The organism is Paracoccus binzhouensis, assembly GCF_016446475.1.
In the GTDB taxonomy this organism is placed as follows: Bacteria; Pseudomonadota; Alphaproteobacteria; order Rhodobacterales; family Rhodobacteraceae; genus Paracoccus; species Paracoccus binzhouensis.
Map to the genome: position 1 here is coordinate 17,749 of NZ_JAEHFP010000028.1, position 22,691 is coordinate 40,439.

General features: G+C 66.5%; 20 protein-coding genes and 1 pseudogene. 12 read left to right on the plus strand and 9 right to left on the minus strand.

Annotation, left to right across the window (positions count from 1 at the left end):
- The first annotated feature begins 12 nt into the window (after positions 1 to 12).
- From I9P22_RS09000 to I9P22_RS24545, 10 genes are all read left to right on the plus strand, one after another.
- A complete protein-coding gene (locus tag I9P22_RS09000; RefSeq protein ID WP_199259174.1) occupies positions 13 to 4,362 on the plus strand; it encodes a strawberry notch family protein in 4,350 nt (1,449 codons plus the stop codon).
- Positions 4,362 to 5,405, plus strand: coding sequence for a DUF7146 domain-containing protein (locus I9P22_RS09005; RefSeq protein ID WP_149766087.1), 1,044 nt, complete (start codon positions 4,362 to 4,364; stop codon positions 5,403 to 5,405). Before I9P22_RS09000 ends, I9P22_RS09005 begins: the two co-directional genes overlap by 1 nt.
- A 375-nt stretch (positions 5,406 to 5,780) precedes the next feature.
- A complete protein-coding gene (locus I9P22_RS09010; protein WP_088233769.1) occupies positions 5,781 to 6,716 on the plus strand; it encodes a DUF2493 domain-containing protein in 936 nt (311 codons plus the stop codon).
- A 160-nt stretch (positions 6,717 to 6,876) separates the two neighbouring features.
- Positions 6,877 to 7,293 carry a hypothetical protein gene (locus I9P22_RS09015; protein ID WP_088233770.1) on the plus strand — a complete coding sequence of 139 codons (417 nt, stop codon included), beginning with the start codon at positions 6,877 to 6,879 and terminating at the stop codon, positions 7,291 to 7,293.
- A gap of 704 nt (positions 7,294 to 7,997) precedes the next feature.
- On the plus strand, positions 7,998 to 8,399 hold the full coding sequence (locus tag I9P22_RS09020; protein WP_058099094.1) for a single-stranded DNA-binding protein: 402 nt from the start codon (positions 7,998 to 8,000) through the stop codon (positions 8,397 to 8,399).
- Positions 8,400 to 8,631: 232 nt separating this feature from the next.
- Entirely contained in the window at positions 8,632 to 8,883 is a 252-nt protein-coding gene (locus tag I9P22_RS09025) for a helix-turn-helix domain-containing protein (RefSeq protein WP_149766090.1), read from the plus strand.
- A 96-nt stretch (positions 8,884 to 8,979) separates the two neighbouring features.
- The gene (locus I9P22_RS09030; RefSeq protein ID WP_449406400.1) at positions 8,980 to 9,255 is read left to right on the plus strand and encodes a DNA -binding domain-containing protein; all 276 of its coding nucleotides are present in this window, start codon (positions 8,980 to 8,982) and stop codon (positions 9,253 to 9,255) included.
- 112 nt (positions 9,256 to 9,367) lie between these two features.
- Positions 9,368 to 9,676: a transcriptional regulator domain-containing protein gene (locus I9P22_RS09035; protein WP_149766091.1), complete on the plus strand. Its 309-nt coding sequence runs from the start codon at positions 9,368 to 9,370 to the stop codon at positions 9,674 to 9,676.
- Complete coding sequence (locus I9P22_RS09040; protein ID WP_223191437.1) at positions 9,633 to 10,139, plus strand: DUF2285 domain-containing protein; 507 nt, start codon at positions 9,633 to 9,635, stop codon at positions 10,137 to 10,139. Before I9P22_RS09035 ends, I9P22_RS09040 begins: the two co-directional genes overlap by 44 nt.
- Before the next feature lie 373 nt (positions 10,140 to 10,512).
- A complete protein-coding gene (locus tag I9P22_RS24545) occupies positions 10,513 to 10,623 on the plus strand; it encodes a DUF6127 family protein (RefSeq protein WP_223191438.1) in 111 nt (36 codons plus the stop codon).
- A gap of 27 nt (positions 10,624 to 10,650) precedes the next feature.
- Here I9P22_RS24545 and cueR read toward each other — a convergent pair whose 3' ends face one another.
- Together cueR and I9P22_RS09055 are read right to left on the minus strand one after the other, a co-directional pair.
- The gene (cueR, locus tag I9P22_RS09050) at positions 10,651 to 11,100 is read right to left on the minus strand and encodes a Cu(I)-responsive transcriptional regulator (RefSeq protein ID WP_058099091.1); all 450 of its coding nucleotides are present in this window, start codon (positions 11,098 to 11,100) and stop codon (positions 10,651 to 10,653) included.
- Positions 11,101 to 11,255: 155 nt separating this feature from the next.
- Positions 11,256 to 13,817 (minus strand): heavy metal translocating P-type ATPase, encoded by a 2,562-nt coding sequence (locus tag I9P22_RS09055; protein ID WP_082658172.1) that lies wholly within the window; start codon positions 13,815 to 13,817, stop codon positions 11,256 to 11,258.
- A gap of 160 nt (positions 13,818 to 13,977) precedes the next feature.
- Between I9P22_RS09055 and I9P22_RS09060 the strand changes: the two genes are divergently transcribed.
- Both I9P22_RS09060 and copM (I9P22_RS09065) read left to right on the plus strand, forming a co-directional pair.
- Positions 13,978 to 14,184 (plus strand): heavy-metal-associated domain-containing protein, encoded by a 207-nt coding sequence (locus I9P22_RS09060; protein WP_058099090.1) that lies wholly within the window; start codon positions 13,978 to 13,980, stop codon positions 14,182 to 14,184.
- Positions 14,184 to 14,588, plus strand: coding sequence for a CopM family metallochaperone (gene copM, locus I9P22_RS09065; protein ID WP_058099089.1), 405 nt, complete (start codon positions 14,184 to 14,186; stop codon positions 14,586 to 14,588). Before I9P22_RS09060 ends, copM (I9P22_RS09065) begins: the two co-directional genes overlap by 1 nt.
- A 126-nt stretch (positions 14,589 to 14,714) precedes the next feature.
- On the opposite strand, the gene copM (I9P22_RS09070) is transcribed toward copM (I9P22_RS09065), so the two are convergent.
- The 7 genes and pseudogenes from copM (I9P22_RS09070) to I9P22_RS09105 all read right to left on the minus strand — a co-directional run.
- The gene (gene copM / locus I9P22_RS09070; RefSeq protein WP_058099088.1) at positions 14,715 to 16,262 is read right to left on the minus strand and encodes a CopM family metallochaperone; all 1,548 of its coding nucleotides are present in this window, start codon (positions 16,260 to 16,262) and stop codon (positions 14,715 to 14,717) included.
- Between the two features lie 131 nt (positions 16,263 to 16,393).
- Positions 16,394 to 16,804, minus strand: coding sequence for a hypothetical protein (locus I9P22_RS09075; protein ID WP_058099087.1), 411 nt, complete (start codon positions 16,802 to 16,804; stop codon positions 16,394 to 16,396).
- A 164-nt stretch (positions 16,805 to 16,968) separates the two neighbouring features.
- The gene (locus tag I9P22_RS09080) at positions 16,969 to 17,454 is read right to left on the minus strand and encodes a DUF411 domain-containing protein (RefSeq protein ID WP_058099086.1); all 486 of its coding nucleotides are present in this window, start codon (positions 17,452 to 17,454) and stop codon (positions 16,969 to 16,971) included.
- A gap of 120 nt (positions 17,455 to 17,574) precedes the next feature.
- A complete protein-coding gene (locus tag I9P22_RS09085; protein ID WP_088233771.1) occupies positions 17,575 to 19,980 on the minus strand; it encodes a heavy metal translocating P-type ATPase in 2,406 nt (801 codons plus the stop codon).
- A gap of 101 nt (positions 19,981 to 20,081) precedes the next feature.
- Positions 20,082 to 21,020: a cation diffusion facilitator family transporter gene (locus I9P22_RS09090; protein WP_332909015.1), complete on the minus strand. Its 939-nt coding sequence runs from the start codon at positions 21,018 to 21,020 to the stop codon at positions 20,082 to 20,084.
- A gap of 90 nt (positions 21,021 to 21,110) precedes the next feature.
- A pseudogene (locus tag I9P22_RS09095) lies at positions 21,111 to 21,818 on the minus strand (multicopper oxidase family protein); the annotation flags it as partial.
- A 285-nt stretch (positions 21,819 to 22,103) separates the two neighbouring features.
- A partial coding sequence (locus I9P22_RS09105; protein WP_269846637.1) for a chlorite dismutase family protein occupies positions 22,104 to 22,691 on the minus strand: 588 nt, incomplete at its 5' end.

A 22,691-nucleotide genomic window follows, 5' to 3' on the forward strand; every position in this document is an offset into this window, starting at 1 on the left:
GAGGAATCCCCGATGAACATGATTTCCGCATCCGCGGCGGCATCCGCCACCGCGCCGCTTCCGCTCGACCATGGCGCCGAGACCGCAGCCTGCGTTTTCACCGCTGCCGGTCTGCTGCTGCCGCATCTGGAACGCGGTCAGCGTGTCGACGCCGCCACGCTGCGCGGCGCGATGGAAGCGGGTTTCGGCGCTTCCGACGCTACCGGCGCATGGACCTGGAAGATCGCCTATGATGCTTGCGAGGCGGCCACCGTCCTCTTCCTGCGCAAATACGGCAAAGCGCTTTTCCGCAAAACCGGGTCTCCGGCCACCATCCTGCCGCAACTCGGCAAGATCGCCGGGCTTCTGCCGACGCATACGCGCCGCTCGGAAGAAGCGCAGAGCTTCCAGCAGTTCTCCACCCCGATCCCGCTCGGTTTCGCGGCGGTCACGGCGGCGGCGATCACCCCCGCCGACCGGGTGCTGGAACCCTCGGCCGGCATCGGGCTCCTCGCCATCCTGGCCGAGATCGCCGGCGGCGCGCTTCTCGTCAATGAACTGGCCGAGGCGCGCGCCGGCCTCTTGTCTTCCCTCTTTCCGGCCCTTTCCGTTACCCGCTTCGATGCGGCCCAGATCGATGACCATCTCGATCCCTGCCTTGTTCCGACCGTTGTGCTGATGAACCCGCCGTTCTCGGTCATGGCCCATGTCGAGGGCCGCATGGCCGATGCTGCCTTCCGCCATGTCGCTTCGGCGCTGGCGCGTCTTGCGCCCGGCGGACGGCTCGTGACCATCACCGGGGCGAGCTTCGCCCCCGATAATCCGGCGTGGACCGCCTCCTGGACCCGGCTGCAGGAACGCGGTCGCGTCACCTTTTCCGCCGCCATCGACGGCTCGGTCTATGCCAAGCAAGGCACCACTGTCCCGACCCGGCTCACGGTCATCGACAAGCTGCCGGCCGAAGATGCGGCGGTGTTTCCGGCAGCGCCTGGTGTCGCGCCGGACGTGGCCACGCTGATCGCCTGGCTAGCCGACCTGCTTCCCACGCGGCTGCCGGTCGATCCCGGCCTGACGGTGCCGGTCGCACGACCCACCGCGCCCCGCACCGTGCGCGGCTACGTCAACCGCGCCGCGCGATCCGCGCCCGCCGCGCCCCTTGCGGAACCGGAGGCCGTGCCGGTCGCCTACGAGACCGTGGATTGGGAACCGGCCGAGGGCGGCGGCCTCTCCGACGCGATCTACGAGGAATACGGGCTTCAGACCATCCGCATCGACGGGGCGCAGGCGCATCCTACCCAGCTCGTGCAGTCGGCCTCGATGGCGAGCATCGCGCCGCCGAAGCCCAGCTATCGGCCGACGCTTCCCAACGACATTCTCGGCAAGCTGTCCGAGGCGCAGCTGGAGACCGTGATTTATGCGGGCGAGGCCCATGGGGGCTTCCTCGCCGGGGGCTGGACGATCGATGACACGCTCGACAATCTCGCCGCCGCGCCGGAGGATGCCGAGGGAGCAATCCGTTTCCGTCAGGGCTTCATGATCGGCGACGGCACCGGCGTCGGCAAGGGTCGGGAATCCGCCGCCATCATCCTCGACAACTGGATGCAGGGGCGGCGTAAGGCGATCTGGATCTCGAAATCCGACAAGCTGTTGGAGGACGCGCAACGTGACTGGTCGGCGCTCGGCATGGAGCGGCTGCTGGTCACGCCGCTGTCGCGAGTCCCGCAAGGCAAGCCCATCACGCTGAACGAAGGCATCCTGTTTCTAACCTATGCCACGCTGCGCTCCGACGACCGGGGGACAAGGGTTTCCAGGGTCAAACAGATCGTCGAATGGTTGGGCACAGACTTCGATGGGGTGGTGATTTTCGACGAGGCGCATGCCATGGCCAATGCAGCAGGAGGCAGGGGAGAACGCGGCGATGTCGCCGCCTCGCAGCAGGGCCGTGCCGGGCTGCGCATCCAGCATGCACTTCCCGATGCCCGAGTCGTCTATGTCTCGGCCACCGGCGCCACCACCGTCCACAATCTCGCCTATGCGCAGCGGCTCGGCCTCTGGGGCGGTGAGGATTTCCCGTTCTCGACCAGGGCCGAGTTCGTTGAGGCGATCGAGGCGGGCGGCGTCGCGGCGATGGAGGTTTTGGCCCGCGACCTGCGGGCGCTCGGCCTCTACACCGCCCGGTCCTTGTCCTTCAAAGGCGTCGAATACGAGTTGCTCGACCACGAGCTGACGCCCGAGCAGGTCCGTATCTACGACAGTTATGCCGATGCCTTCGCCATCATCCACAACAATCTGGATGCGGCGATGCAGGCCGCCAACATCACCGGCGGCGACGGCGGTTCCGGCACGTTGAACCGGCAGGCCAAATCCGCCGCCCGCTCGACCTTCGAGAGCGCGAAGCAGCGCTTCTTCGGGCACCTGCTGACGAGCATGAAAACCCCGACGCTGATCCGCTCGATCGCCAGCGATCTGGAAGCGGGCCATTCCTCCGTCATCCAGATTGTCTCGACCGGCGAAGCGCTGATGGAGCGGCGGCTGGCGGAGATCCCTACCGAAGAATGGGGCGATCTGAAAATGGACCTCTCGCCGCGCGAATATGTCCTAGATTACCTTGCCCATTCCTTCCCGGTCCAACTCTACGAGCCGTTCACCGACAGCGAGGGCAATCTGTCCTCGCGCCCGGTCTATCGGGACGGCCAGCCGGTCGAGAGCCGGGAGGCGGTAGCCCGGCGCGACGAGATGATCGCCAGTCTCGCCAGCCTGCCGCCGGTTCCCGGCGCGCTCGACCAGATCATCCAGTATTTCGGGACCGACACGGTGGCCGAGGTCACGGGTCGTTCGCGCCGTATCGTCCGCAAACGCAGCGTCTCCATCGACCGGCTCGTCGTGGAAAGCCGCGCGGGTTCGGCCAACCTGGCCGAGACGCAAGCCTTCATGGACGATCAGAAACGCGTGCTGGTCTTTTCCGATGCGGGCGGCACGGGCCGGTCGTATCACGCCGAACTGTCGGCGAAGAACACCCGGCTGCGTGTCCACTATCTCCTCGAAGCCGGGTGGAAGGCGGACGCCGCCATCCAGGGCCTCGGCCGCACGCATCGCACCAACCAGGCACAGCCGCCACTGTTCCGACCGATCTCGACCAATGTGAAGGCCGAGAAGCGCTTCCTCTCGACCATCGCCCGCCGTCTTGACACGCTGGGCGCGATTACGCGCGGCCAGCGCCAGACCGGTGGTCAGGGCCTGTTCCGCCCGGAAGATAACCTGGAATCGCATTACGCCCGTGACGCGCTGCGCCAGCTTTATCTCCTGCTGGTGCGCGGCAAGGTCGACGGCTGCTCACTGGAGCGGTTCGAGGCTGCCACCGGGTTGAAGCTGATGGATGCGAACGGCATCAAGGACGATTTGCCGGCCATCACCACCTTCCTCAACCGGCTGCTGGCGCTGACCATCGAGCTTCAGGGCATCCTCTTCACCGCCTTCGAACAACTTCTGACCGCCCGCATCGAGGGCGCCATCGCCTCCGGCACCTATGACGCCGGGCTGGAGACCCTGCGCGCCGAGAGCTTCGTAGTGACGGATCGGCAGGTGATCTACACGCACCCGCGCACCGGGGCCGAGACCAGCCTGCTGACCATCACCGAACGCAGGCGCAACCGCCCGGTGACGCTCGACGCCGCGCTGGCGGAACTCGACGATCCCCGCGCCAGGCTGCTGATCAACGAGCGCTCAGGCCGGGCAGCGGTGCAGATCCCCACCACCAGCGTGATGTTGGACGATGGCGAGATCGAGCGCCGCGTCCGGCTGATCCGGACGATGGAAGCGCAGAACGTCCCGGTCAGGATGATGCGCGAGACCCATTGGGTCGAAGCCGACAGGGATGCCTTCGCATCGGCCTGGGAAGCCGAAGTCGCGGAGGTGCCGGAGTTCGCCGAGTCCACCTTGCACATGGTGACGGGCCTGCTGCTACCGATCTGGAAGCGGCTGCCGAACGACTCCACTCGCGTCTATCGGCTTCAGTCTGACGCCGGCGAGCGCATCATCGGCCGCAAGGTCTCGCCGGCCTGGGCCGCCAACGCCACCACGACCGGCATCGCGTCGATTACCCCCGACGACGCTTTCGCGGCGCTGCTGGAAAGTCGGACCATCCTCGATCTCGCTGAGGGCCTCCAGCTTCGCCGGGTCCGGGTCATGGGGGCAAACCGGATCGAGCTGTCGGGTTTCACCGACACCATGCGCCAGCGCCTCACGGCCTATGGGCTGTTCCACGAGATCATCTCCTGGAAGCTGCGCATGTTCGTGCCGGTCGATGCCAGCGGTCCGGCGATCCTCGGGAAGCTCTTCGACCGCTGGCCGGTCGAACGCATCGGCGAGCGGGACGCAGCCTGATGCTGTGCCACGACGCATCCGAACTGGCGATCCGCCTTGGCCGCGAGGCCGAGGCGGTTTGCCGCCACTATCTCTCGTCCGGCCAACGCACTGGGCGATACTGGCTGGTCGGCGACGTGCAGAACACCCCAGGACGCTCCATGTTCGTGCGACTGACCGGCCCGGAATCCGGCAAGGGCGCGGCGGGCAAGTGGAGTGACATGGCGACGGGAGAGCATGGCGACCTTCTCGACGTCATCCGCGAGGCGCTCGGCCTCGCCGATTTCAAGGACGTGGCTGAGGAAGCGCGCCGCTTCCTCGCCCTCCCGCATCCCGAACCAGCAAAGACGAGAGCGCCGACCGACAGCACATCCGGCGCGGCACCCGGTTCGCCTGAAGCGTCGCGGCGGCTCTTCGCCATGGCGCAGCCGATCCACGGCACCCTTGCTGCGATCTACCTCAACCGGCGAGCGATCACCACGCTCGAAGGCACCACCGCGCTGCGCTACCATCCCCGGTGCTATTACAGGCCCAACGAGCATGCGCCCACCGAGATCAGGCCGGCGATGGTCGCCGCCGTCACCGATCTCACCGGCCACCAGACCGGCGCGCATCGCACATGGCTCGCCCCGGACGGTTCCGGCAAGGCGCCTGTCGAGACACCGCGGCGGGCGATGGGCGACCTTCTTGGGCACGCCGTCCGCTTCGGCAATGCCGGTGTGGTGCTCGCGGCTGGCGAGGGCATCGAGACCGTGCTGTCGCCCCGTCAGGTTCTGCCCAAGATGCCGATGCTGGCGGCGCTTTCCGCCGCTCACCTCGCCGCCATCCTGTTCCCGCCGACCCTGCGCCGACTCTATGTCTTGCGCGATCGCGACCCGGCCGGGGAAGGCGCAAGAGACCGCCTGGTCGCCCGAGCAGCGAGCCTCGGAATTGAGGCGATGTCGCTCACGCCGCGCGAGGGCGATTTCAACGATGATCTGCGACGCCATGGCGCCGATGCTCTCGGGGCGGCCTTGAAGGATCAGCTTCATCCCGAAGACGTCCGCCGTTTCATGGAAGGGTGAGGGTGTGATCGGCCCCGGAGGCTCGGTCCGGCTCGGCCTCTGCCGGTTTCGTTCGCTTGCCATCGGCAGGTGCATCCATCGCCGGAGAGTCCCGCACCCACGGCCTGTCTCGAGAGGGCGATCGGCGCACAAACGGGCCGGGCTGGCAATGGCCGGGGGTGGACTATTTTCCGCCGGCGGGGAGCCACCCCACGCGACAGGTCGCGTGGGGACCCCGTCTCTGGCCCCGCCTTTGCATCGCGAAAGTCAAAATAGCCCACCCCGGCCATCGAGGCCCTCGCGGAGCGGGCGAGGGCTGCCAACCCGCCTCGCCCGTGCGCTTCGACGCCTGCGAAGGCCGCGATGGGCGCGGTCTCCAGACAAAGGACGCTCCCGATGACGATTGATCCCGAATATGCAGGGGCCGAGCCGGTCCACACCTCCTCCCAGACCGATCACGCCCTCTCTGAGCTCCAGCTCTACGGCTGGCGTCCCTTCCAGGATGAACCCGATCCAAGGCCGCTGCCCGAGGGCAATACCGTCGCTGCCGCCGTCACCGACATCTTCGACGCCCTTGTGGCGACGCTCAGTGACACCCGCCTTGAGCCCGATCTCGAAGAACTGCTCTGGGGGACCGCAAATCTCTTCCACCGGGCCACCGGCCGGGTGGAACGCGATCTCGACGACAACGAGCAGGCACAGCGCCGGATGCAGCGGGAACAGGACGGCAGCGAAGTGAAGTCCGTCGAACTCGAACGCCTCACGGCCGAGGGACAGACTCTGATCGAACGGCGCAGCAGCATGGAACTCTTCCGCGACCTCGCCGCCGAGGCTTTCGAGCACCATACCGGCAGCGCCTGGCGACCGCGCACCGGCTCGATGGTCAACCATCGCAACCTGACCGCCGCGATGATCGACAGCCGCGACTTCCTCGCCGCGAAGCGCCGGGCCGAGACCGAGGTGATGCTGCCCGCCGGTCCAAAGGTGGCGCTGACCGGCGGTGCGGATTTCAACGATCATCGCCTGATTTGGGCGAAGCTCGATCAGGTCCATGCCAAGCACCCCGACATGGTGCTGCTGCACGGTGGCTCGCCGAAGGGGGCGGAGTTGATCGCATCCCGCTGGGCGGACAACCGCAAGGTTCCACAGGTCGCCTTCCGGCCCGACTGGACCAAGCACGCCAAGGCCGCGCCGTTCAAGCGCAACGATACCATGCTGGACGTGCTGCCGGTCGGCGTCCTCGTCTTCCCCGGCACCGGGATTCAGGAGAATCTCGCCGACAAGGCCCGCAAGCTCGGCATTCCGGTCATGAAGTTCGATGGCGGGGCGTAAGCCCCGCCGTTCGGCGGCTTTCAGCCGCCAAACCTTGACAGAAAGTGCCGCCGCGCCTTTGATGAAACATCCTTGCAGAACCGGCGAAGCAGCATAGTCGCAGGCGGAGCGCATCTCCCGGCAGCCTGTCGTGATCCCCAACCGTTCTCTGGAGGTTTCCATGACGCTGATCCTGCTTGCCATCTCGCTCACCATCGCGGCCTGCGTGATCGCTTGGAATCTCGCGATCTATGCCTTGCCCGTCATGGCGGCCATCACGGCCGCGCAATATGCTTGGGGCGCGGGAGCCGGTGTCGTGATGTCGGGCTTTGCTGCCATCGGCGCTGCCTTGTTCTCGATCGCCCTTGTGATCGTGGTTCTCGGCTTCGCGAAAAATCCGGCGCTGCGGCTCATTGCGCTTGCTCTCTTCGCCGTGCCTGCCGTCATTGCCGGCTATGCCCTTGTCTATGGCATCACCAAGAACGCCATCGACTCGGGCCTGGTCCTCAATCTGCTCGGCGGCATGGGCGGTCTCGTCATCGGCATCTCGGCCATCGTCAATCTGAATGCCCTCGGCGAGTCGGTGTTCTCGCGCTGAAACTCCCGCCGCGATCCGCCACCTCCGAGTAAACCCGGCAGCTTGCGCTATCGGGCCTCGGTCGTTCCACCCAAGACGGAAAGTGAGTTCATCGCGGGCATGTCGCCGTCGCTCCCGGCCCGCTTCGCCCGGCTCTGGAAACGGTTCATCGGTGCGAACCCGCAGTTCTTTGCGGTCGATACCCCGCTGCATCGGTCCACCTCGCTTCGTAGGGCCTCCGAGAACACCTTCCTTGCCCCTTCACGATGCAGTAGGACCGAGCCTTTGGCCGATGAAGCAGGACGGTGCCACACTGGACCTGGGAACCCGATAGCCTGTTCGATCACATCGCGGATGACAGGGCCTTCCGGCGGCGGACGCGAGGGCGGCCGACGATGACGGGTGACGGCTGCCATGCCGGGTGGTCTTGGTTCAAATGGGGCTGACAGGTCACGGTTGCAAGCAAGGACGATGGTTCTGCTGTGCGTCCCCGATCCGCTCACGAAAGCACCATCCCTCCGCCTGACTGATCCCCTAAGTCCGTTCGGCTTCCACCAGCAACCCCCGCGGCTCCCAGCCGTGTTGCCGCGCAAGCGCGGCTGCCCGCCCCACCTGGGGCCTTGGGGGCAAGCTGCAGCAAGGGCGGCAGTTGCAGGAGTCTTCCGACGGCCTTGGCCGGGTCTCGTCGGAGGGACGGTCCCTCCGAGGAGCAACGGAGACCTACAATGCAGAACATCGTCATCCTCGCCGGCAACATCGGCCAGGCCCCCGAAACCCGCACCACCCAGGGCGGCACCGGCATCACCCACTTCACCCTGGCCACCTCGCGCCCCCGCTATTCGGAAGGCCGCGTCCTGCGCGACGAGAATGGCTATCGGGTCCAGGACACCGAATGGCACCGCATCACCTGCTTCAACGGCCTCGGCAAAACGGTCCAGCAGCATTGCGACAAGGGCATGAAGGTTCTGGTTCGCGGCCGTATCCACTACACGAAATGGACCGACGCCGCCGGGGTCGATCGTTACGGCTGCGAGATCATCGCCGAGACGGTCGATTTCCTGAGCCGCGCGAAGCAGACCGAGAACGACGACGGCAAGTTCATCGACGACGATGACATTCCGTTCTGATCGGGAACCCGAGGCCCGGCGGCGCAAGCCGCCGGGTTTCTCCCCTGCTTCACCGGATCGCGCCCGCCGATTCTGGCAAGGTCCAGCGACCGAATCAGACGGGCATGGACGGGAGAGTCGCCTAGCTATCCTTGATAATTGCACCTGAATTTCGGCTGGCATCCGAAGCAAGAACGACTATTATAGTCGTAGTTCTGGAGTGCGTGCATATCCCGGTGGGAGGTGATCATGTATGATCACCGCTCGCCAATCACGGGCTGCGCGTGCGTTACTGGGATGGACACAGGAGACGCTCGCCGACAAGGCCCAGGTCGCATTGACCGCACTCAAACGTCTCGAATCCCAAAACGGGCTCGAGGTGTTCGAGTCCACCCGCGATCAGGTGCGCCGCGCTCTCGAAGCGGCGGGGATCGTTTTCCTGTCGACGGACAAGGGCGAGGGCGTGTTGTTGCAGCACGATGGGACCAACACCGCCAAACGGTGAAATAGCGGCCCGCGTGATGTCAGGTTCTCGTCAAAAGGAATGGCTATCTTCCGCCGAAGATGGTTAACAAATACGTTACCCGAACGTGAGCGAATGATGGCCCGCGCGACACAGACATATCTCGACAAACCGCCGTCCAGCCAGACGCTGACATCTTATGATCGCGAGCACATGAAACTCTACATGCGCCTGCTCGATGCCGAGCGTGATGGCGCCGATTGGCGCGAAGCCGTGCAGGTTCTTTTTGGCCTCGATCCCGAACACGACCCCGAGCATTGCCGAGCCGTCCATGAAGCTCATCTCGCCCGCGCGCACTGGATGACCGAACAGGGCTACCGGGAGCTGGTCCGCGAAAGCCAACGCAAGACCTGACCCGTGATGCGTGCCGCGCATCACCTGTTGACCAGCGCCTGACTTCCGAAACGCAACCCGTGCGGGAATCCTGAGCCTTCCCTATTCGTTTGAGTGGATTCGGGAGGCCGCGATGACCCCTGACGCATCGACCTGGCGTTCTTCGGCGCAATACGACCATCTGGATGAACTGACCGCATCCGATCTGGCCTGGGAATGGCTGCGCCGCAACGATGATTATGACGCAGATTTTGAAGCCTCGATTGCCGACCATGGAGACCCCCAGCCGCTGACCGAACGGATCCGGCAGCGCTGGGGGTTGCGATTTCCCCGTCGATCCGCTGATCCCGCCGCCCGATGCGCCAGTTTTCTGGCTTCCGGCCGAGGACACAAGTGTCGTGGTGCTGACCGAGGCCCCTTCGGGTCTCGGCGACAGCATTGATGACGCTCCGCCGACCTGGCGCCTCGACTTCTCGGTCAAGAACCCCGGTATGGAGTTCCGATTCCCGCTCGGCAACGGGCAGCATCTGCAGGTTCTCGACGGCGCCCTCAAGGGCGATGCGATCGCGGTCGCCGTCGTCCCTCTCAGTCTCGCCGGTTTCGACCGGATCGAAGCCGTTCAACGCTTCCTTTCCGCCCTGCATGGACGCGCGATTCCCCCGGATACGCGCCTGACACGCCAGCAAAGGGAGCGACTCCGACGGATGCTGCGGGCTTTCGATGGCCATCGGGCCGGCACCACGCAGCAGGAGATCGCGCGTGTCCTCCTGAACACCGGCCGTCTCGACCGGGACGAATGGCAGGCATCCTCCGCCCGTCATGCCATCAAGGCACTCCTGCGTGACGCCCGTTCCATGGTCGCCGGCGGTTATCGGAAACTCCTTCGTCATCGCCGCCCACGATAGCGCGGGTTTGCGCCGGCAACAGCCACTTCGTTGCGCCCGTCGCGGGCGCGTGGCTCTTCGGTGCCACGCTGCTATACAAGATCAACTCCAGCACCAATGCGCGTATGCGCGGGCGGCTGGTGCTGAACGGATCGACCGAAATCCGAGATCAAAGGGCGAGATTTCAGGGGCGCACGCCTCCGAGGCGACGGCGCTCTGGCTGCAGACCATGGCGCCGCTCGCGCAGGGCGACACCGTCGAGTTGCAGGGCACCTTTCGCGCGGCGGATGGGTATTTCGCGGCCGATCACACGTCGTTCTGGGGCTGCAAGGTCGGTTGAGCGGCGGAAGGGAGAAGTGATGACACCACCCGTTCCGATCAGGGCTTTGTCCGCATGCCGGACGCCGAGTTCGAGGCGATCCTGACGCGCACGGCGGAAGAAGGCGCAAAACGCGCACTGGCGGATATCGGCCTCGACGGCGAAGAGGCCGCGCCGCCGGATTAAGCGGCGATGGCCGACAATGCCCCGCAGTCAGACGGAGGGGCGGCTGCCTGGCAGGGGTGCCCTCGCGGGTGCCGGCCGATGCTCCGGGGCCGCTTGCTCGAAGTCGCAGAGGATCGGGCAGTCGGGCCGGTGGTCGCCCGCGCAGGCGTCCGCCAGCGTCGTGAGCGTGGTGACCATGTCCTCCATCTCGGCGATCCGATGCCGCAGCTCCTCGATGTGCTGAAGAGCGACGCGCTTGACATCGCCGCTCTGCCGGCTGCCGTCACGCCAGAGGTTCAGGAGCTTCTGGATCTCGGGCACCGAGAAGCCCAGATCGCGCGCGCGACGGATGAAGCGCAGCATGTGGACGTCGGTGTCCGAATAGTCGCGATAGCCCGATTGGGTCCGGTTGGCGGGAGGGATGAGGCCGGTCTGTTCGTAGTAGCGGATCATCTTGGCGGAGACTCCCGAGGCGTGGGCTGCTTGTCCGATGTTCATGGGTGGCTCCTTTGGTTGGTGGTGAAGATGAGCGGAACGGCCGCTGGCGGAAAGATGACGTCGTGCGTGACGTGCGTGATATTGGTCATGACGGTCTTCCAGGCTAGGGGAATGACCGGGACGCACTCTGGCGCCCCGGTCGGCGCGGGTGGCGATCACTCGGCAGGTGCAAGCCGGCCGGACATGGCGGGGCTGGCGGTCGCTGGGGCCGTCGGATCGGTCCCCATCGGCGGCGTGAAGCGGCGCAGGCGGAGCGCGTTGCCGAGCACGAAGACCGAGGACAGCGCCATCGCCCCGGCGGCGAAGACCGGCGACAGCAGAACCCCGTAGGCCGGGTAGAGCACGCCCGCCGCGACCGGGATCAGCGCGGTGTTGTAGGCGAAGGCCCAGAACAGGTTCTGCCGGATATTGCCGATCGTCGCGCGCGACAACGCGATGGCGTTGGGCACGCCCTTGAGGCTGCCCGACATCAGCACCACGTCGGCGGCCTCGATCGCCACATCCGTTCCGGTGCCGATGGCAAGGCCCACATCCGCCTCGGCCAGCGCCGGGGCGTCGTTGATGCCGTCACCGACATAGGCCAGCGTCCCATGACTGGTCTTGAGACGGCGCACGGCCTCGACCTTGCCTTCGGGCAGCACCTCGGCCACGACCTCGTCGATGCCTAGCCGCCGGGCGATGGCTTCGGCCGTGCGGCGGTTGTCGCCGGTGATCATCGCAACCTTCAGGCCGAGGTCGTGCAACGCCGCGATCGCGGCCGGCGTCGTCTCCTTGATCGGGTCGGCCACGGCGATGATCGCCGCCAGCTTGCCGTCGATCGCGGCGTAGAGGGGCGACTTGCCCTCGTTGCCGAGACGCTCGGCGATCTTGGCGAAACCGGCCACGTCATGGCCAAGCTCGGCCATGTAGCGGTCTGCGCCGATCTCGACGGGCTTGCCGCCGGCCACGGCCCTGACGCCGAACCCTGTCACCGACTCGAAGTTCGAGACGGCGGGCAGCGTAAGGCCTTCCCCGGCGGCCGCGTCCACGATCGCACGGGCGATCGGGTGCTCCGACTTCTCCTCGACCGCGGCGACGAGGCTCAGGACCTCGGCCCGCTCGAACCCGGCGGCCAGTTCCAGATCGGTCAGCGCGGGGGCGCCTTCCGTCAGCGTGCCGGTCTTGTCCACCGCCACGACCCTGGCATCCTTCAGCAGCTGGAGCGCTTCGCCCTTGCGGAACAGCACGCCCATCTCGGCGCCGCGCCCGGTGCCCACCATGATCGAGGTCGGCGTGGCGAGGCCCATCGCACAGGGGCAGGCGATGATCAGGACCGCGACGGCGTTCACCAGCGCGAAGGTCAGCGCCGGGTCGGGACCGAAGAAGAACCAGATGCCGAAGGTCAGCGCCGCCACCGCCATGACGGCCGGGACGAACCACATGGTGACGCGGTCCACCAGCGCCTGGATTGGCAGTTTCGAGCCCTGCGCCTCCTCGACCAGGCGGATGATCTGCGCCAGCACCGTGTCCCCGCCGACCGCAGTGGCGCGAAAGGCGAAGGCGCCTTTCTGGTTCACGGTGCCGCCGGTCACGGCAGCGCCCGCCTGCTTCTGGACGGGGATGGGCTCGCCGGTGATCATCGATTCATCCACCCAGCTCTCGCCCTCGACCACCTCGCCGTCCACGGGGACGCGCTCGCCCGGACGGACCTCGACGAGATCGCCGGGAGCCACGTTGGCCACCGCGATGTCCTCGACGCGGCCGCCCCGGCGCACGCGCGCGGTCTTGGGCTGCAGGCCAACAAGGCGGGTGATCGCCTCGGAGGTGCGGCCCTTGGCGCGCGCCTCGAGATAGCGGCCGAGCAGGATCAGCGTCACGATAACGGCTGCCGCCTCGTAATAGACGTTGACGGTGCCCGCCGGCAGCAGGCCGGGGGCGAAGGTGGCGACAAGTGAATAACCGAAAGCCGCCAGCGTGCCGACCGCGACAAGGCTGTTCATGTCAGGCGCGCCACGGAACAGGGCGGGAAGGCCCTTCTGGTAGAAGCGGATGCCGGGGATGGCGAGGACCAGCAGCGTCAGCGCGAACTGGATATACCAACTGGCCTGCATGCCGATGGTGCCCGCGACGAGGTCATGGACGGCGGGAATGAGGTGGCTGCCCATCTCGAGGACGAAGACCGGCAGGGTCAGCGCCGCCGCCAGGATCAGGTCGCGCCGCAGCGTCTCGCGCTCGGCCTCCTTGCGGGCGTTGGCCTGCGCCTCATCGGCCCCGCCGCCGTCGATCAGCCGCGCCTCGTAGCCGGTTTCGGTGATGGCCCGCAGCAACGCGCCGGCATCGGCCGGGCCCGTGACGGTCGCGCGCTCGGTGGCGAGGTTGACGGTCGCCGAAGCAACGCCGGGCACCGCCTGCAGCGCCCTTTCGACCCGGCCCACGCAAGAGGCGCAGGTCATCCCCTCGATGGCGATCTCGACCGCACCCTGGGGCTTGGGCACGTCATAGCCCGCGCTTTCCACCGCACCCACCAGCGCGGCACGCTCGACCGGCGCGCTGAGACGGATGTCGGCGCGCTCGGTGGCCAGGTTGACATTTGCCGAGGCGACGCCGGGCACGGCCCGCAGCGCCTTCTCGACCCGGCCCACGCATGAGGCACAGGTCATGCCCTCGATGGACAGGCTGATCGGGGGCAGATTGATGCTGCCGGCTCCGGGCTCGCGATCTCGCGCTGGGGCGGTCATGAAGGGGGTCTCCTTGAAGCTATTCCATCATCCGCCAAGGGAGATAAGGGTTCCCATCGCTGGAAGGTCAAGACCTGTCAGGATCGATTCTTTCCTCTTGACCTTCCAGCGATGGGAAACCCTATCTCACCTTGCATGAGACGAACCACAGGAGGCACTCATGCAGTTCCACATTGAAAATATGACCTGCGGCGGCTGCGCGTGCGGCGTGACCAGGGCGATTCACACGGTTGATCCCGCAGCGAACGTCGAGGCCGATCCCCCGAAGCGCAAGGTCGTCGTCACCTCCGGGCAGCCCCGCGCCGCCTTCGAGGCCGCGCTGGCCGAGGCGGGCTTTCCCGTCGCGCCGGTGGGGACGGTCGCCTGATGAACAAGCTGTCCGTTCTGTTCATGGCGACCGCGCTTGCCGCCGCGGGCGGACTGGCCGTTGCGCAATCGCAGATCGTGGATGAAGGCGTTACGATCACGGATCGTTCGGACATGGGTCATGGCGCGCATGGTGCGGCTGCCTCCGACAGCCCGGCAGTTCAGGCCTACATGGCCGCAAACGACCGCATGCATGCCGGGATGGCCGTCGAGTTCAGTGGCGACGCCGACGTGGATTTCATGCGCAGCATGATCCCGCACCATCAGGGCGCCATCGACATGGCGCGCGTCGTGTTGGGACACGGCGAGGACCCGCAGATCCGTGCCCTCGCCGAAGACGTGATCGCGGCGCAGGAGGGCGAGATCGCCATGATGCGCGAGTGGCTGGCCGCCCGCGGTCAGTAACAGGCTCGCGCCCCCCAAGGGATAGCGAGGGCCCGCCAATGAGACGGCGGGCCCTATTGTTCTGACCGACCGCGGCTCGGTGCCTGGCCGGTAGCTGGCGCCGGAGCGAACTCCGGCGCCGATCGCTCAGCGCGCCGGGCCGCCGTAGACGATGCCGTTCGGGCGATCGCCAACCGGCACTGTCTTGACCACTTCCTGGCTCCCCACGTCGATGATCGACACGGTATCGTCGGCGATGTTGGTCACGAACACATAGACCCCGTCCGCCGATGCCGATACTCCATGGGCGCCGCGGCCGGTGGTGATGGTCTTCACCACCTGACCGATTGCGGTGTCGATCACGGATACGGTGTCGTTCGGCTCGGCCTCGGTGCCCTGATTGGCGACATAGACGAATTTCCCATCCTGCGTCGCGATGAGCTGGATCGGGTTCGGCCCGACGTCGATCCTGTTCGTCACCTCGCGGGTTGAAGTGTCGATCACGGCGACGCGGTTCTCGTCGCGCAGCGAGACATAGACCTGATCGCCCGAGGGCGTGAACCCGACCTGAACCGGCGCGGTCCCGATCGGAATGCGCGCGACCTCGGACAGCGCCTGGGTGTCGATGACGGACACGGACCCGTCCTCGACATTGGCCACGTAAAGCTGGGTCTCATCCGGGCTGAGCCGTAGGCCGTGCGGATAGTCCCCCGTCGCGATACGCCCGATGACTTCGGCCCGTGCGAGATCGACGACCGCGATCTCGTCTCCGCCGGCCAAGGAGACATAGGCGCGCCCCTGCCGGTCAGCGACCACATGGGCCGGGTGCGAGCCTACCGCGACGGTCGCCTTGGGCGCCGAGAGGTTCTGCGGATCGAGAATGACCAACAGACCCTCGGCCGCACCGTCCCCGCCGTGCCCATGCCCGTCCGACCCGTGATCCCCTTCGACGGCAGGATCGCCAACGGCCAACAGCAGCTTGCCGTCAGGCGTCAGGTCGACGTTGTGGGGCGCGATCGGGATCAAAACCGTGTCGACCGCTCCGGTGGCGAGATTGATGGCGCTGATGGAATTGCCGCCTTCATTGGCGGACCAGACAGTCCCGCCGGTCTGACCAAAGGGCGCAGGTGCCTCGCCGGCCTTCGCCTCCAGCCATGCCTGCATTTCGGCGATCTCGCCTTCCTGCACCGCGATGATCTGCTCCGCCCACTCCCTTGTCTTCGGGTCGTCGCCATACTGCAGGACGATCCGGGCCATATCGATCGCGCCCTGATGATGCGGGATCATGCCCCGGACGAAGGCGACATCCGGATCGTCGGCCATGACGCCGTCCATCATCGGTCCGTGCATTTCATTCATCGATTCGACGTAGGCCCGGGTGAAATCCGGAAGGCTTTCGTTAACCGGGGCCGCCCCGGCGTTCGGCGCGCCCATCATCCCCTGCATCATCCCACCCTGCATCATCTGGCGCATCGCGCCCATGCATTCCGGGGTCATGGCCTGGCACTGCTCGGGCATCATCCCTTGCATGCCGGGCATCTGGCCTGAAGGCGGCGTTGGCGCGGGCGCCTGCTCCGCCTGTGCGGGCGGGGTTCCCGGGTGATGGGTGTCATGTCCGGCCTGCGCGAGAGCAGCGCCTGGCAGGCCTGCCAGCAGGCTGACAGTAAGGGCGATTACGATTGCTGTTCGGTTCATTGGATTTCATCCTCTGGTTCCGGAGCACCGGCCCGGATTTGCGGGCGCGGCTCTCCATCCTGTTCGTTTGTCTTTCGGGTTTGCGCGGAGCGGCCGGAGACGTCTCTCGTCCTCGCGGCGATCCCTGCGCATCACGCAGCGATGAGACGTGGCGGCTTCAGGATGCCTTCGGGTGATCGGTCGTGCGGATCAGTGCGCACAACCGTGAAAACCTCACCGTTCACGGACGGGCCGAACGTCGGCGGCGCGACGAGAACCGCGGCGGCCAGACAGATCTGGCAGCAGTCCGCCGGACCCTGGCCACTGTCCTCGTTCAGGCAGCCTGCCGATTGATCTGCGCCATGCTCGTCCGGCAGGTGAGGCTGGGCGCAGTGGCTTGCCGTGGCGGCGACCTGCTGCTGGTGGATGGCGTGTCCGGCGGGGCCGGCATGTACCGGGACCTGCAGAACCAGGGCGCCGATGGCAAGCAGCAGGATGCAAACCGCAAACTGGCGCAATCGACCGCATCTCACCCGGAAGGCAGCTCGCACCCGCCCGGTCATGCGCCACTTTCCTTCCCGGCGGCACGCCGGGCCAGTGCGATGTCGCGTTCACGTCTCCCGCCACCCGACGCCGCGAGACCGCCCCGCTGACGGAGGCAAGCCGCCTCGGCCAGGTGCTGTTTCGGATCATTCGCAAGTCGGGCGATCATGTCGGCAGCCCCGTGTCAGATTTCCCGTGGACCGAGAAAGCGCCCGAAGCTCCGGACGGTCGGGCCGAACAGGAACGCTTCATAGGGCTCGGGATCGACGCCCGGAAAATCCATGCCGGGCGAGCCGGCCGGCATGCCGGGAACGGCCAGCCCCGTCGCGTCAGGCCGCTCGGCCAGAAGGCGGCGGATGGCTGCGGCAGGCACATGGCCCTCGACCACGTAGCCGCCCACCTCGGCGGTGTGGCAGGAGGCCAGTTCGGCCGGGACGCCGAGCCGCTGCTTGAGGCTGTCCATATCGGAGGATTCTACCACCTTCACCGGGAAGCCTGCGGCCTCGATATGCGCGACCCAGCCATCGCAGCAGCCGCAGGATGGATCCTTGCTGACGCTCACCAGCGGCAGCGCTTCGGCATGTCCCCGCCTTGGCATGGACATCAGCAGGGGCAGCGCGCCGGCAGCGGCCAGAACGGTGCGCCGGCTGATGGGGTGATCGTTTCTCATCGTCAAACCTCGTTTCATGGATTCATTATCTCGCCGTCACGGTCCGGGCGCGACGCACGAAGGGGTGAGCAGGTGCTTGCATGCTGCGGCATGGTGCCGGCAGAGGCGCGCCAGCGGGCATCACAGCTTCACCCTCCGCAGCCGAGCGGCATTGGTGATCACGCTGACCGAGGACAGCGCCATGGCGGCCGCCGCGATGATCGGCGACAGCAGGATGCCGAAGAACGGATACAGCACCCCGGCCGCGACCGGCACGCCCAGAGCGTTGTAGATGAAGGCGAAGAACAGGTTCTGGCGGATATTGCCCATGACCGCTTCCGACAGCTTGCGGGCGCGGACGATGCCGGTCAGATCGCCCTTGAGCAATGTGACGCCCGCGCTTTCCATCGCCACATCGGTGCCGGTGCCCATGGCGATGCCAACGTCCGCAGCGGCCAGCGCCGGGGCGTCGTTGACGCCGTCGCCGGCCATCGCCACCACCTCGCCCGCCGCCTTGTGCCGCTGCACGACCGCGCTCTTCTGGTCGGGCAGCACCTCCGCCTCGACCTCGTCGATGCCGAGCTGGCGCGCGACGGCCTTCGCCGTGGTCCAGTTGTCGCCGGTGAGCATCACCACGCGGATGCCCTGCTCCTTGAGCGCGGCGAGCGCCTCGGGCGTCGATGGCTTGACCGGATCGGCGATGGCAAAGATGGCCGCAACCTGCCCGTCCACCCCCATGAAGATCGCGGTTGCGCCGTCCTCGCGCAGCCGGTCGGCCTCATCGGCCAGCGGCGCGACATCGACGCCCTGCTCGGCGAGGAACTTGGCATTGCCAAGGGGAATGCGCTTGCCCTCGACCACTCCGAGCGCGCCCTTGCCGGTGGGTGAGTCGAAATCCGCGACCGGTGCGAGTTCAAGGCCGCGCTCCTCGGCCGCCCGCACGATGGCCAGCGCCAACGGATGCTCGCTGGCGCGTTCGACACTGGCGGCAAGGCGCAAGGCTTCTTCCTCGGTAAAGCCAGCAGCCGGAACGATGGCGGTGACGGCGGGCCGGCCCTCGGTCAGGGTGCCGGTCTTGTCGACGATGATGGTGTCGACCTTCTCCATATGCTCCAGCGCCTCGGCGTTCTTGATCAGCACGCCCGCCTGCGCGCCGCGCCCGACGCCGACCATGATCGACATCGGCGTCGCCAGCCCCAGCGCACAGGGGCAGGCGATGATCAGAACCGAGACCGCCGCGATGAGACCGAACGAGAAGCGCGGCTCGGGACCCCAGATCGACCAGGCGATGAAGGCGAGCACCGCGACCACGATCACCGCCGGGACGAACCAGCCGGAGACCTGATCGGCCAGCCGCTGGATCGGCGCGCGGCTCCGCTGCGCCTCGGCGACAAGCTGGACGATCTGCGACAGCATGGTGTCGCGGCCGACCTTCTTCGCCTCGATCACCAGCGCGCCGGACTGGTTCATGGTGCCGCCGATGGCGGTGGCGCCGACCTCCTTGGTCACCGGCATCGACTCGCCGGTCACCATCGATTCATCGACGGCGCTGCGACCCTCGAGCACCTCGCCATCGACCGGAACCTTCTCGCCGGGCCGCACCCGCAGGCGGTCGCCGACATGAACGGTGTCGAGCTGAACCTCCTCCTCGGTGCCGTCGTCGCGGATGATCCGGGCGGTCTTGGGGGCAAGGTCGAGCAGCGCGCGGATCGCGCCGCTGGTGCTCTCTCTCGCGCGCAACTCCAGCACCTGCCCGAGCAGCACGAGCACGGTAATGACCGCCGCCGCCTCGAAATAGACCGCGACCGAGCCGTCGGGCTGGCGGAACTGGTCAGGAAAAATGCCCGGCGCCAGCGTCGCCACGACGCTGTAGATCCAGGCCGTGCCGGTGCCCATGGCGATCAGGGTGAACATGTTGAGGCTGCGGTTGACCAGCGACTGCCAGCCGCGCTGGAAGAATGGCCAGCCCGCCCAGAGAACGACTGGCGTGGCGAGGAGCAGTTGCAGCCAGTTCGAGGCCTGCTGACCGATGGCGTGGGTCAGCCCGAAAAGATGCCCGCCCATCTCGAGGACGAACACCGGGATCGTCAGAGCAAGGCCGATCCAGAACCGGCGCGTCATGTCGATCAGTTCTACATTCGGCTCTGCCTCTAGGCTGACCAGAACCGGCTCCAGCCCCATGCCGCAGATCGGGCATGATCCGGGCCCGACCTGCCGGATCTCCGGGTGCATCGGGCAGGTGTAGATCGTCCCTTCGGGAACCGGCTCTGCCTTGGCCGCCGCGGCGGCCGGATCGAGATAGCGTTCCGGCTCGGCCAAGAACTTCGCCCGGCACCCGGCCGAGCAGAAGTAATATGGCCGACCGGCATGCTCGGCCTTGTGCTGGGTCGTGTGGGGATCGACCATCATTCCGCAGACCGGGTCCTTGACCTTGTGCGTGTCGTCCTGCGCGGCGGCTGCGTGGTCATGCGCGTGATCATGCACATGTCCGTGGGCCGAATGGGCGTGAGTCTGGTTCTGGTGATCGTGTTCCGTCTTGCTGGTCATGTTCACGCCTCCTCGGCGTTTCCTGAGCTTGCGTTTCGTCTGTTCTGCGCCTTCCAATCGCTGGAAGGTCAAGAGGTGATTGGATTCCGGAGTTCCTGCCGTCAGTGACTACCGTGGACCTTTCCGACGCTGGCCCGTCCTGACCCGGCATGTGACCGCGTGATGTCGATGTCGGCCGCGGTCTCCTCACCATCGAGACAGTATTCCTCGATCTGCAACGTCGAGAAGTAGATGTTGAACTGCTGGCGCAGAAGATTGTTCGCCTGCCGCAGCACCCGCTCGCCGTCCTGCCAGTTCCGAACGCAGATATGGCTCGAGAAGACATTGCGCCCGGATGTCAGGCTCCAGGCATGGACGTGATGCACGTCCGTCACCCCCTCCAATTGCCGGATGGCCTCGATGGCGGCTTCCAGGTCGAGGTCTTCCGGCGTGCCTTGCAGCAGGATGTGCAATGCCTCGCGCAGAATGCCCCAGGAGGCCCAGAGCAGCACCAGTCCGAAGGCCATGCCAAGCAGAGGATCGATGGCCATAAAGCCCGTGAACCGGATCACCAGCGCAGAGATGATGATCAGGAAGCTGCCGACGAAGGTCTGCAGGATGTGCCAGTAGGCGCCGCGCATGTTCAGGTTGCCCTTCTGGCGCTCGTACAGCAGCCAGAGCGCGACAAGCTCGGTGGCGATCCCGCCCGCAGCGGCAAACAGCATCGGCGTCGTGGCCAGCTCGATCGGCTCCATGAGGCGCATCGCGCCCATCCACAGCACCAAAAGCGCCATCGCGACGAGAAACAGGCCGTTGAAAAGGGCGCCGAGGATCTCGGCCCGGACATAACCGAAGGTGCGCGCCGGGCTGGATTTCCGCTCGGTCAAGCGTAGCGCGACCAGCGCGATGAGCACGCCGCCCACGGCCGAGAAGGTGTGAAAGGCATCGGAGATGACGGCGACCGAGCCCGTCCAGATGCCGATTCCCAGCTCGATGACAAAGTAAAGGCCGGTGAGCCAGCCCGAGATGACAAGCGCCTTGCGATCGCCGCCCACGGGCATGTGACCGGCATGGCCGCCGTGAGACATCGACATGAGTCCGCCTCCTTGTTGCTGAGGGAGAACGCCGGGATCCGGCGTTCTCGGTTTGGCCTATGCGCTGACCGCGAATTCGGTCATCATGCCGGTTTCGAGATGCGGCATGTGGTGGCAATGCAACATCCAGCGCGCCGCCTCACCGGCGTCGAGCGCCACATCGACCATCGACATCGGCGGCACATAGACCGTGTCGCGCAACGCGCCCGCGACCGCACGTCCGTTCAGCCTGACGACCTGGAAGACATGCCCGTGCAGATGCATCGGGTGACCCATCATCGACATGTTGTGAAAGGACAGCACTACCCGCTCACCACTGCGCGCGGCTATCGGGCGATGCTGTCCCCAGACGGCTCCGTCGATCGTCCAGACATAGGGCTGCATCGAGCCGCCCAGCATCACCATATGGCTGCGGTCCACCGGCCGATCCGGCAGCGCCTCCGCCGCGAGCAGACGCGACTCCTGCGCCAGGTCGGTGTCGAAGGCGGGGGCTTCCGATTCAGCCACGGCATCGATGCGCCGGATTTCGGCACCCTGCGTGGCAAGGATCAGGCCGGTGCGCTCACGCGCGCCTTCCCGCAGCGCGAGGATCGGCCAAGCGCCGCCCTCGTTCGGCAGGTCGATCTCCAGATCGAGCCGCTGGCCCATGGCCAGGCCGAAGCGCGTGCCAGAAACCGGCTGAACCGCATGTCCGTCCACCGCAACAAGCCGCGCCTGCGCCTCGCCGGTCTCGATCCAGAACACTGTCGCCGCGGCGGCGTTGATGCTGACCTGCCCGGCATAGCCGGTCAGGATGTTCAGCCCGATGGCCGCGATGGCATAGATCAGGAAGGGCACCAGCACCGCATTGGCCCAGTAGCTGTCGATGACCAGCGGCACGACCAGGAAGGCTACTGCCAGGATCGCGTAATAGCCCCAGCGATCCAGCTAAAGCTGAATTTCTCGAAGCCCGCAAAGCGTTTCATACGCCATCGCCTTCCTGCTCGCCGAGGATGCCAGCGGCGTCACCGGTGCGTTCATTCCGGTGTCGGGGCGGGTCTGAGGCTTCGCTTAGACAGGCTCGGTCCGGACAAGCCGGACATCGACCTCGCGCTCAACGAAATCCCATTCCCGCGTCGCTCGCAGCCGCGCCAAAAGCCTGTCGAACGCCGGCTCATCGGCCGGTGCGAACTCGAACCAGGTCAGGAAATCGAACGGCTCGCCGAGGTCGCGGCTGTGGTGCAGCCGGCGCGCGATCGCCGGAAGGTACTCCATGCCGATCGCCGTGTGCTGCGAGGTCTCTTCGAAGATCGCGCGTCTGTCATCCTGCGCGAGGTCCCACCAGGCCGCCGACTTTTTGATTGGGATCAGGGCTGCATGGGTCGCCTGTCGGCGGTCGAGGCCCTCCTGGCGCGCCCTCAGGCCGGCCACCTCGTCTCGCGTCGCATAGCGGAGGTTGCTGACCGTGCCGAGCAGGCGCCAACTTGTAGGGTCATCGATCGGGCCGGGCTCCCAGGGGTGGATGGTCAGGGCCTCGGCCGGTGCGAGGCCGGCGCCGCGATAGGCCGCGATCGAGGAGATACGCCAGTCTCCGTGCGCTCCGGCGCTGAAGGCATAGGTCGACGCCATGGCGGTCCCGATCTTGCTAATCACCCGACA

Coding starts and splice junctions, on each gene's coding strand:
- I9P22_RS09005 (WP_149766087.1), top strand. CDS start 4,362: ATGCTGTGCCACGACGCATCCGAACTGGCGATCCGCCTTGGCCGCGAG.
- cueR (WP_058099091.1), bottom strand. CDS start 11,100: ATGAACATCGGACAAGCAGCCCACGCCTCGGGAGTCTCCGCCAAGATG.
- I9P22_RS09035 (WP_149766091.1), top strand. CDS start 9,368: ATGACCCCTGACGCATCGACCTGGCGTTCTTCGGCGCAATACGACCAT.
- I9P22_RS09020 (WP_058099094.1), top strand. CDS start 7,998: ATGCAGAACATCGTCATCCTCGCCGGCAACATCGGCCAGGCCCCCGAA.
- copM (WP_058099089.1), top strand. CDS start 14,184: ATGAACAAGCTGTCCGTTCTGTTCATGGCGACCGCGCTTGCCGCCGCG.
- I9P22_RS09090 (WP_332909015.1), bottom strand. CDS start 21,020: ATGCCCGTGGGCGGCGATCGCAAGGCGCTTGTCATCTCGGGCTGGCTC.
- I9P22_RS09010 (WP_088233769.1), top strand. CDS start 5,781: ATGACGATTGATCCCGAATATGCAGGGGCCGAGCCGGTCCACACCTCC.
- copM (WP_058099088.1), bottom strand. CDS start 16,262: ATGAACCGAACAGCAATCGTAATCGCCCTTACTGTCAGCCTGCTGGCA.
- I9P22_RS09075 (WP_058099087.1), bottom strand. CDS start 16,804: ATGACCGGGCGGGTGCGAGCTGCCTTCCGGGTGAGATGCGGTCGATTG.
- I9P22_RS09000 (WP_199259174.1), top strand. CDS start 13: ATGAACATGATTTCCGCATCCGCGGCGGCATCCGCCACCGCGCCGCTT.
- I9P22_RS09055 (WP_082658172.1), bottom strand. CDS start 13,817: ATGACCGCCCCAGCGCGAGATCGCGAGCCCGGAGCCGGCAGCATCAAT.
- I9P22_RS09025 (WP_149766090.1), top strand. CDS start 8,632: ATGATCACCGCTCGCCAATCACGGGCTGCGCGTGCGTTACTGGGATGG.
- I9P22_RS09085 (WP_088233771.1), bottom strand. CDS start 19,980: ATGACCAGCAAGACGGAACACGATCACCAGAACCAGACTCACGCCCAT.
- I9P22_RS09080 (WP_058099086.1), bottom strand. CDS start 17,454: ATGAGAAACGATCACCCCATCAGCCGGCGCACCGTTCTGGCCGCTGCC.
- I9P22_RS24545 (WP_223191438.1), top strand. CDS start 10,513: ATGCCGGACGCCGAGTTCGAGGCGATCCTGACGCGCACGGCGGAAGAA.
- I9P22_RS09060 (WP_058099090.1), top strand. CDS start 13,978: ATGCAGTTCCACATTGAAAATATGACCTGCGGCGGCTGCGCGTGCGGC.
- I9P22_RS09015 (WP_088233770.1), top strand. CDS start 6,877: ATGACGCTGATCCTGCTTGCCATCTCGCTCACCATCGCGGCCTGCGTG.
- I9P22_RS09030 (WP_449406400.1), top strand. CDS start 8,980: ATGGCCCGCGCGACACAGACATATCTCGACAAACCGCCGTCCAGCCAG.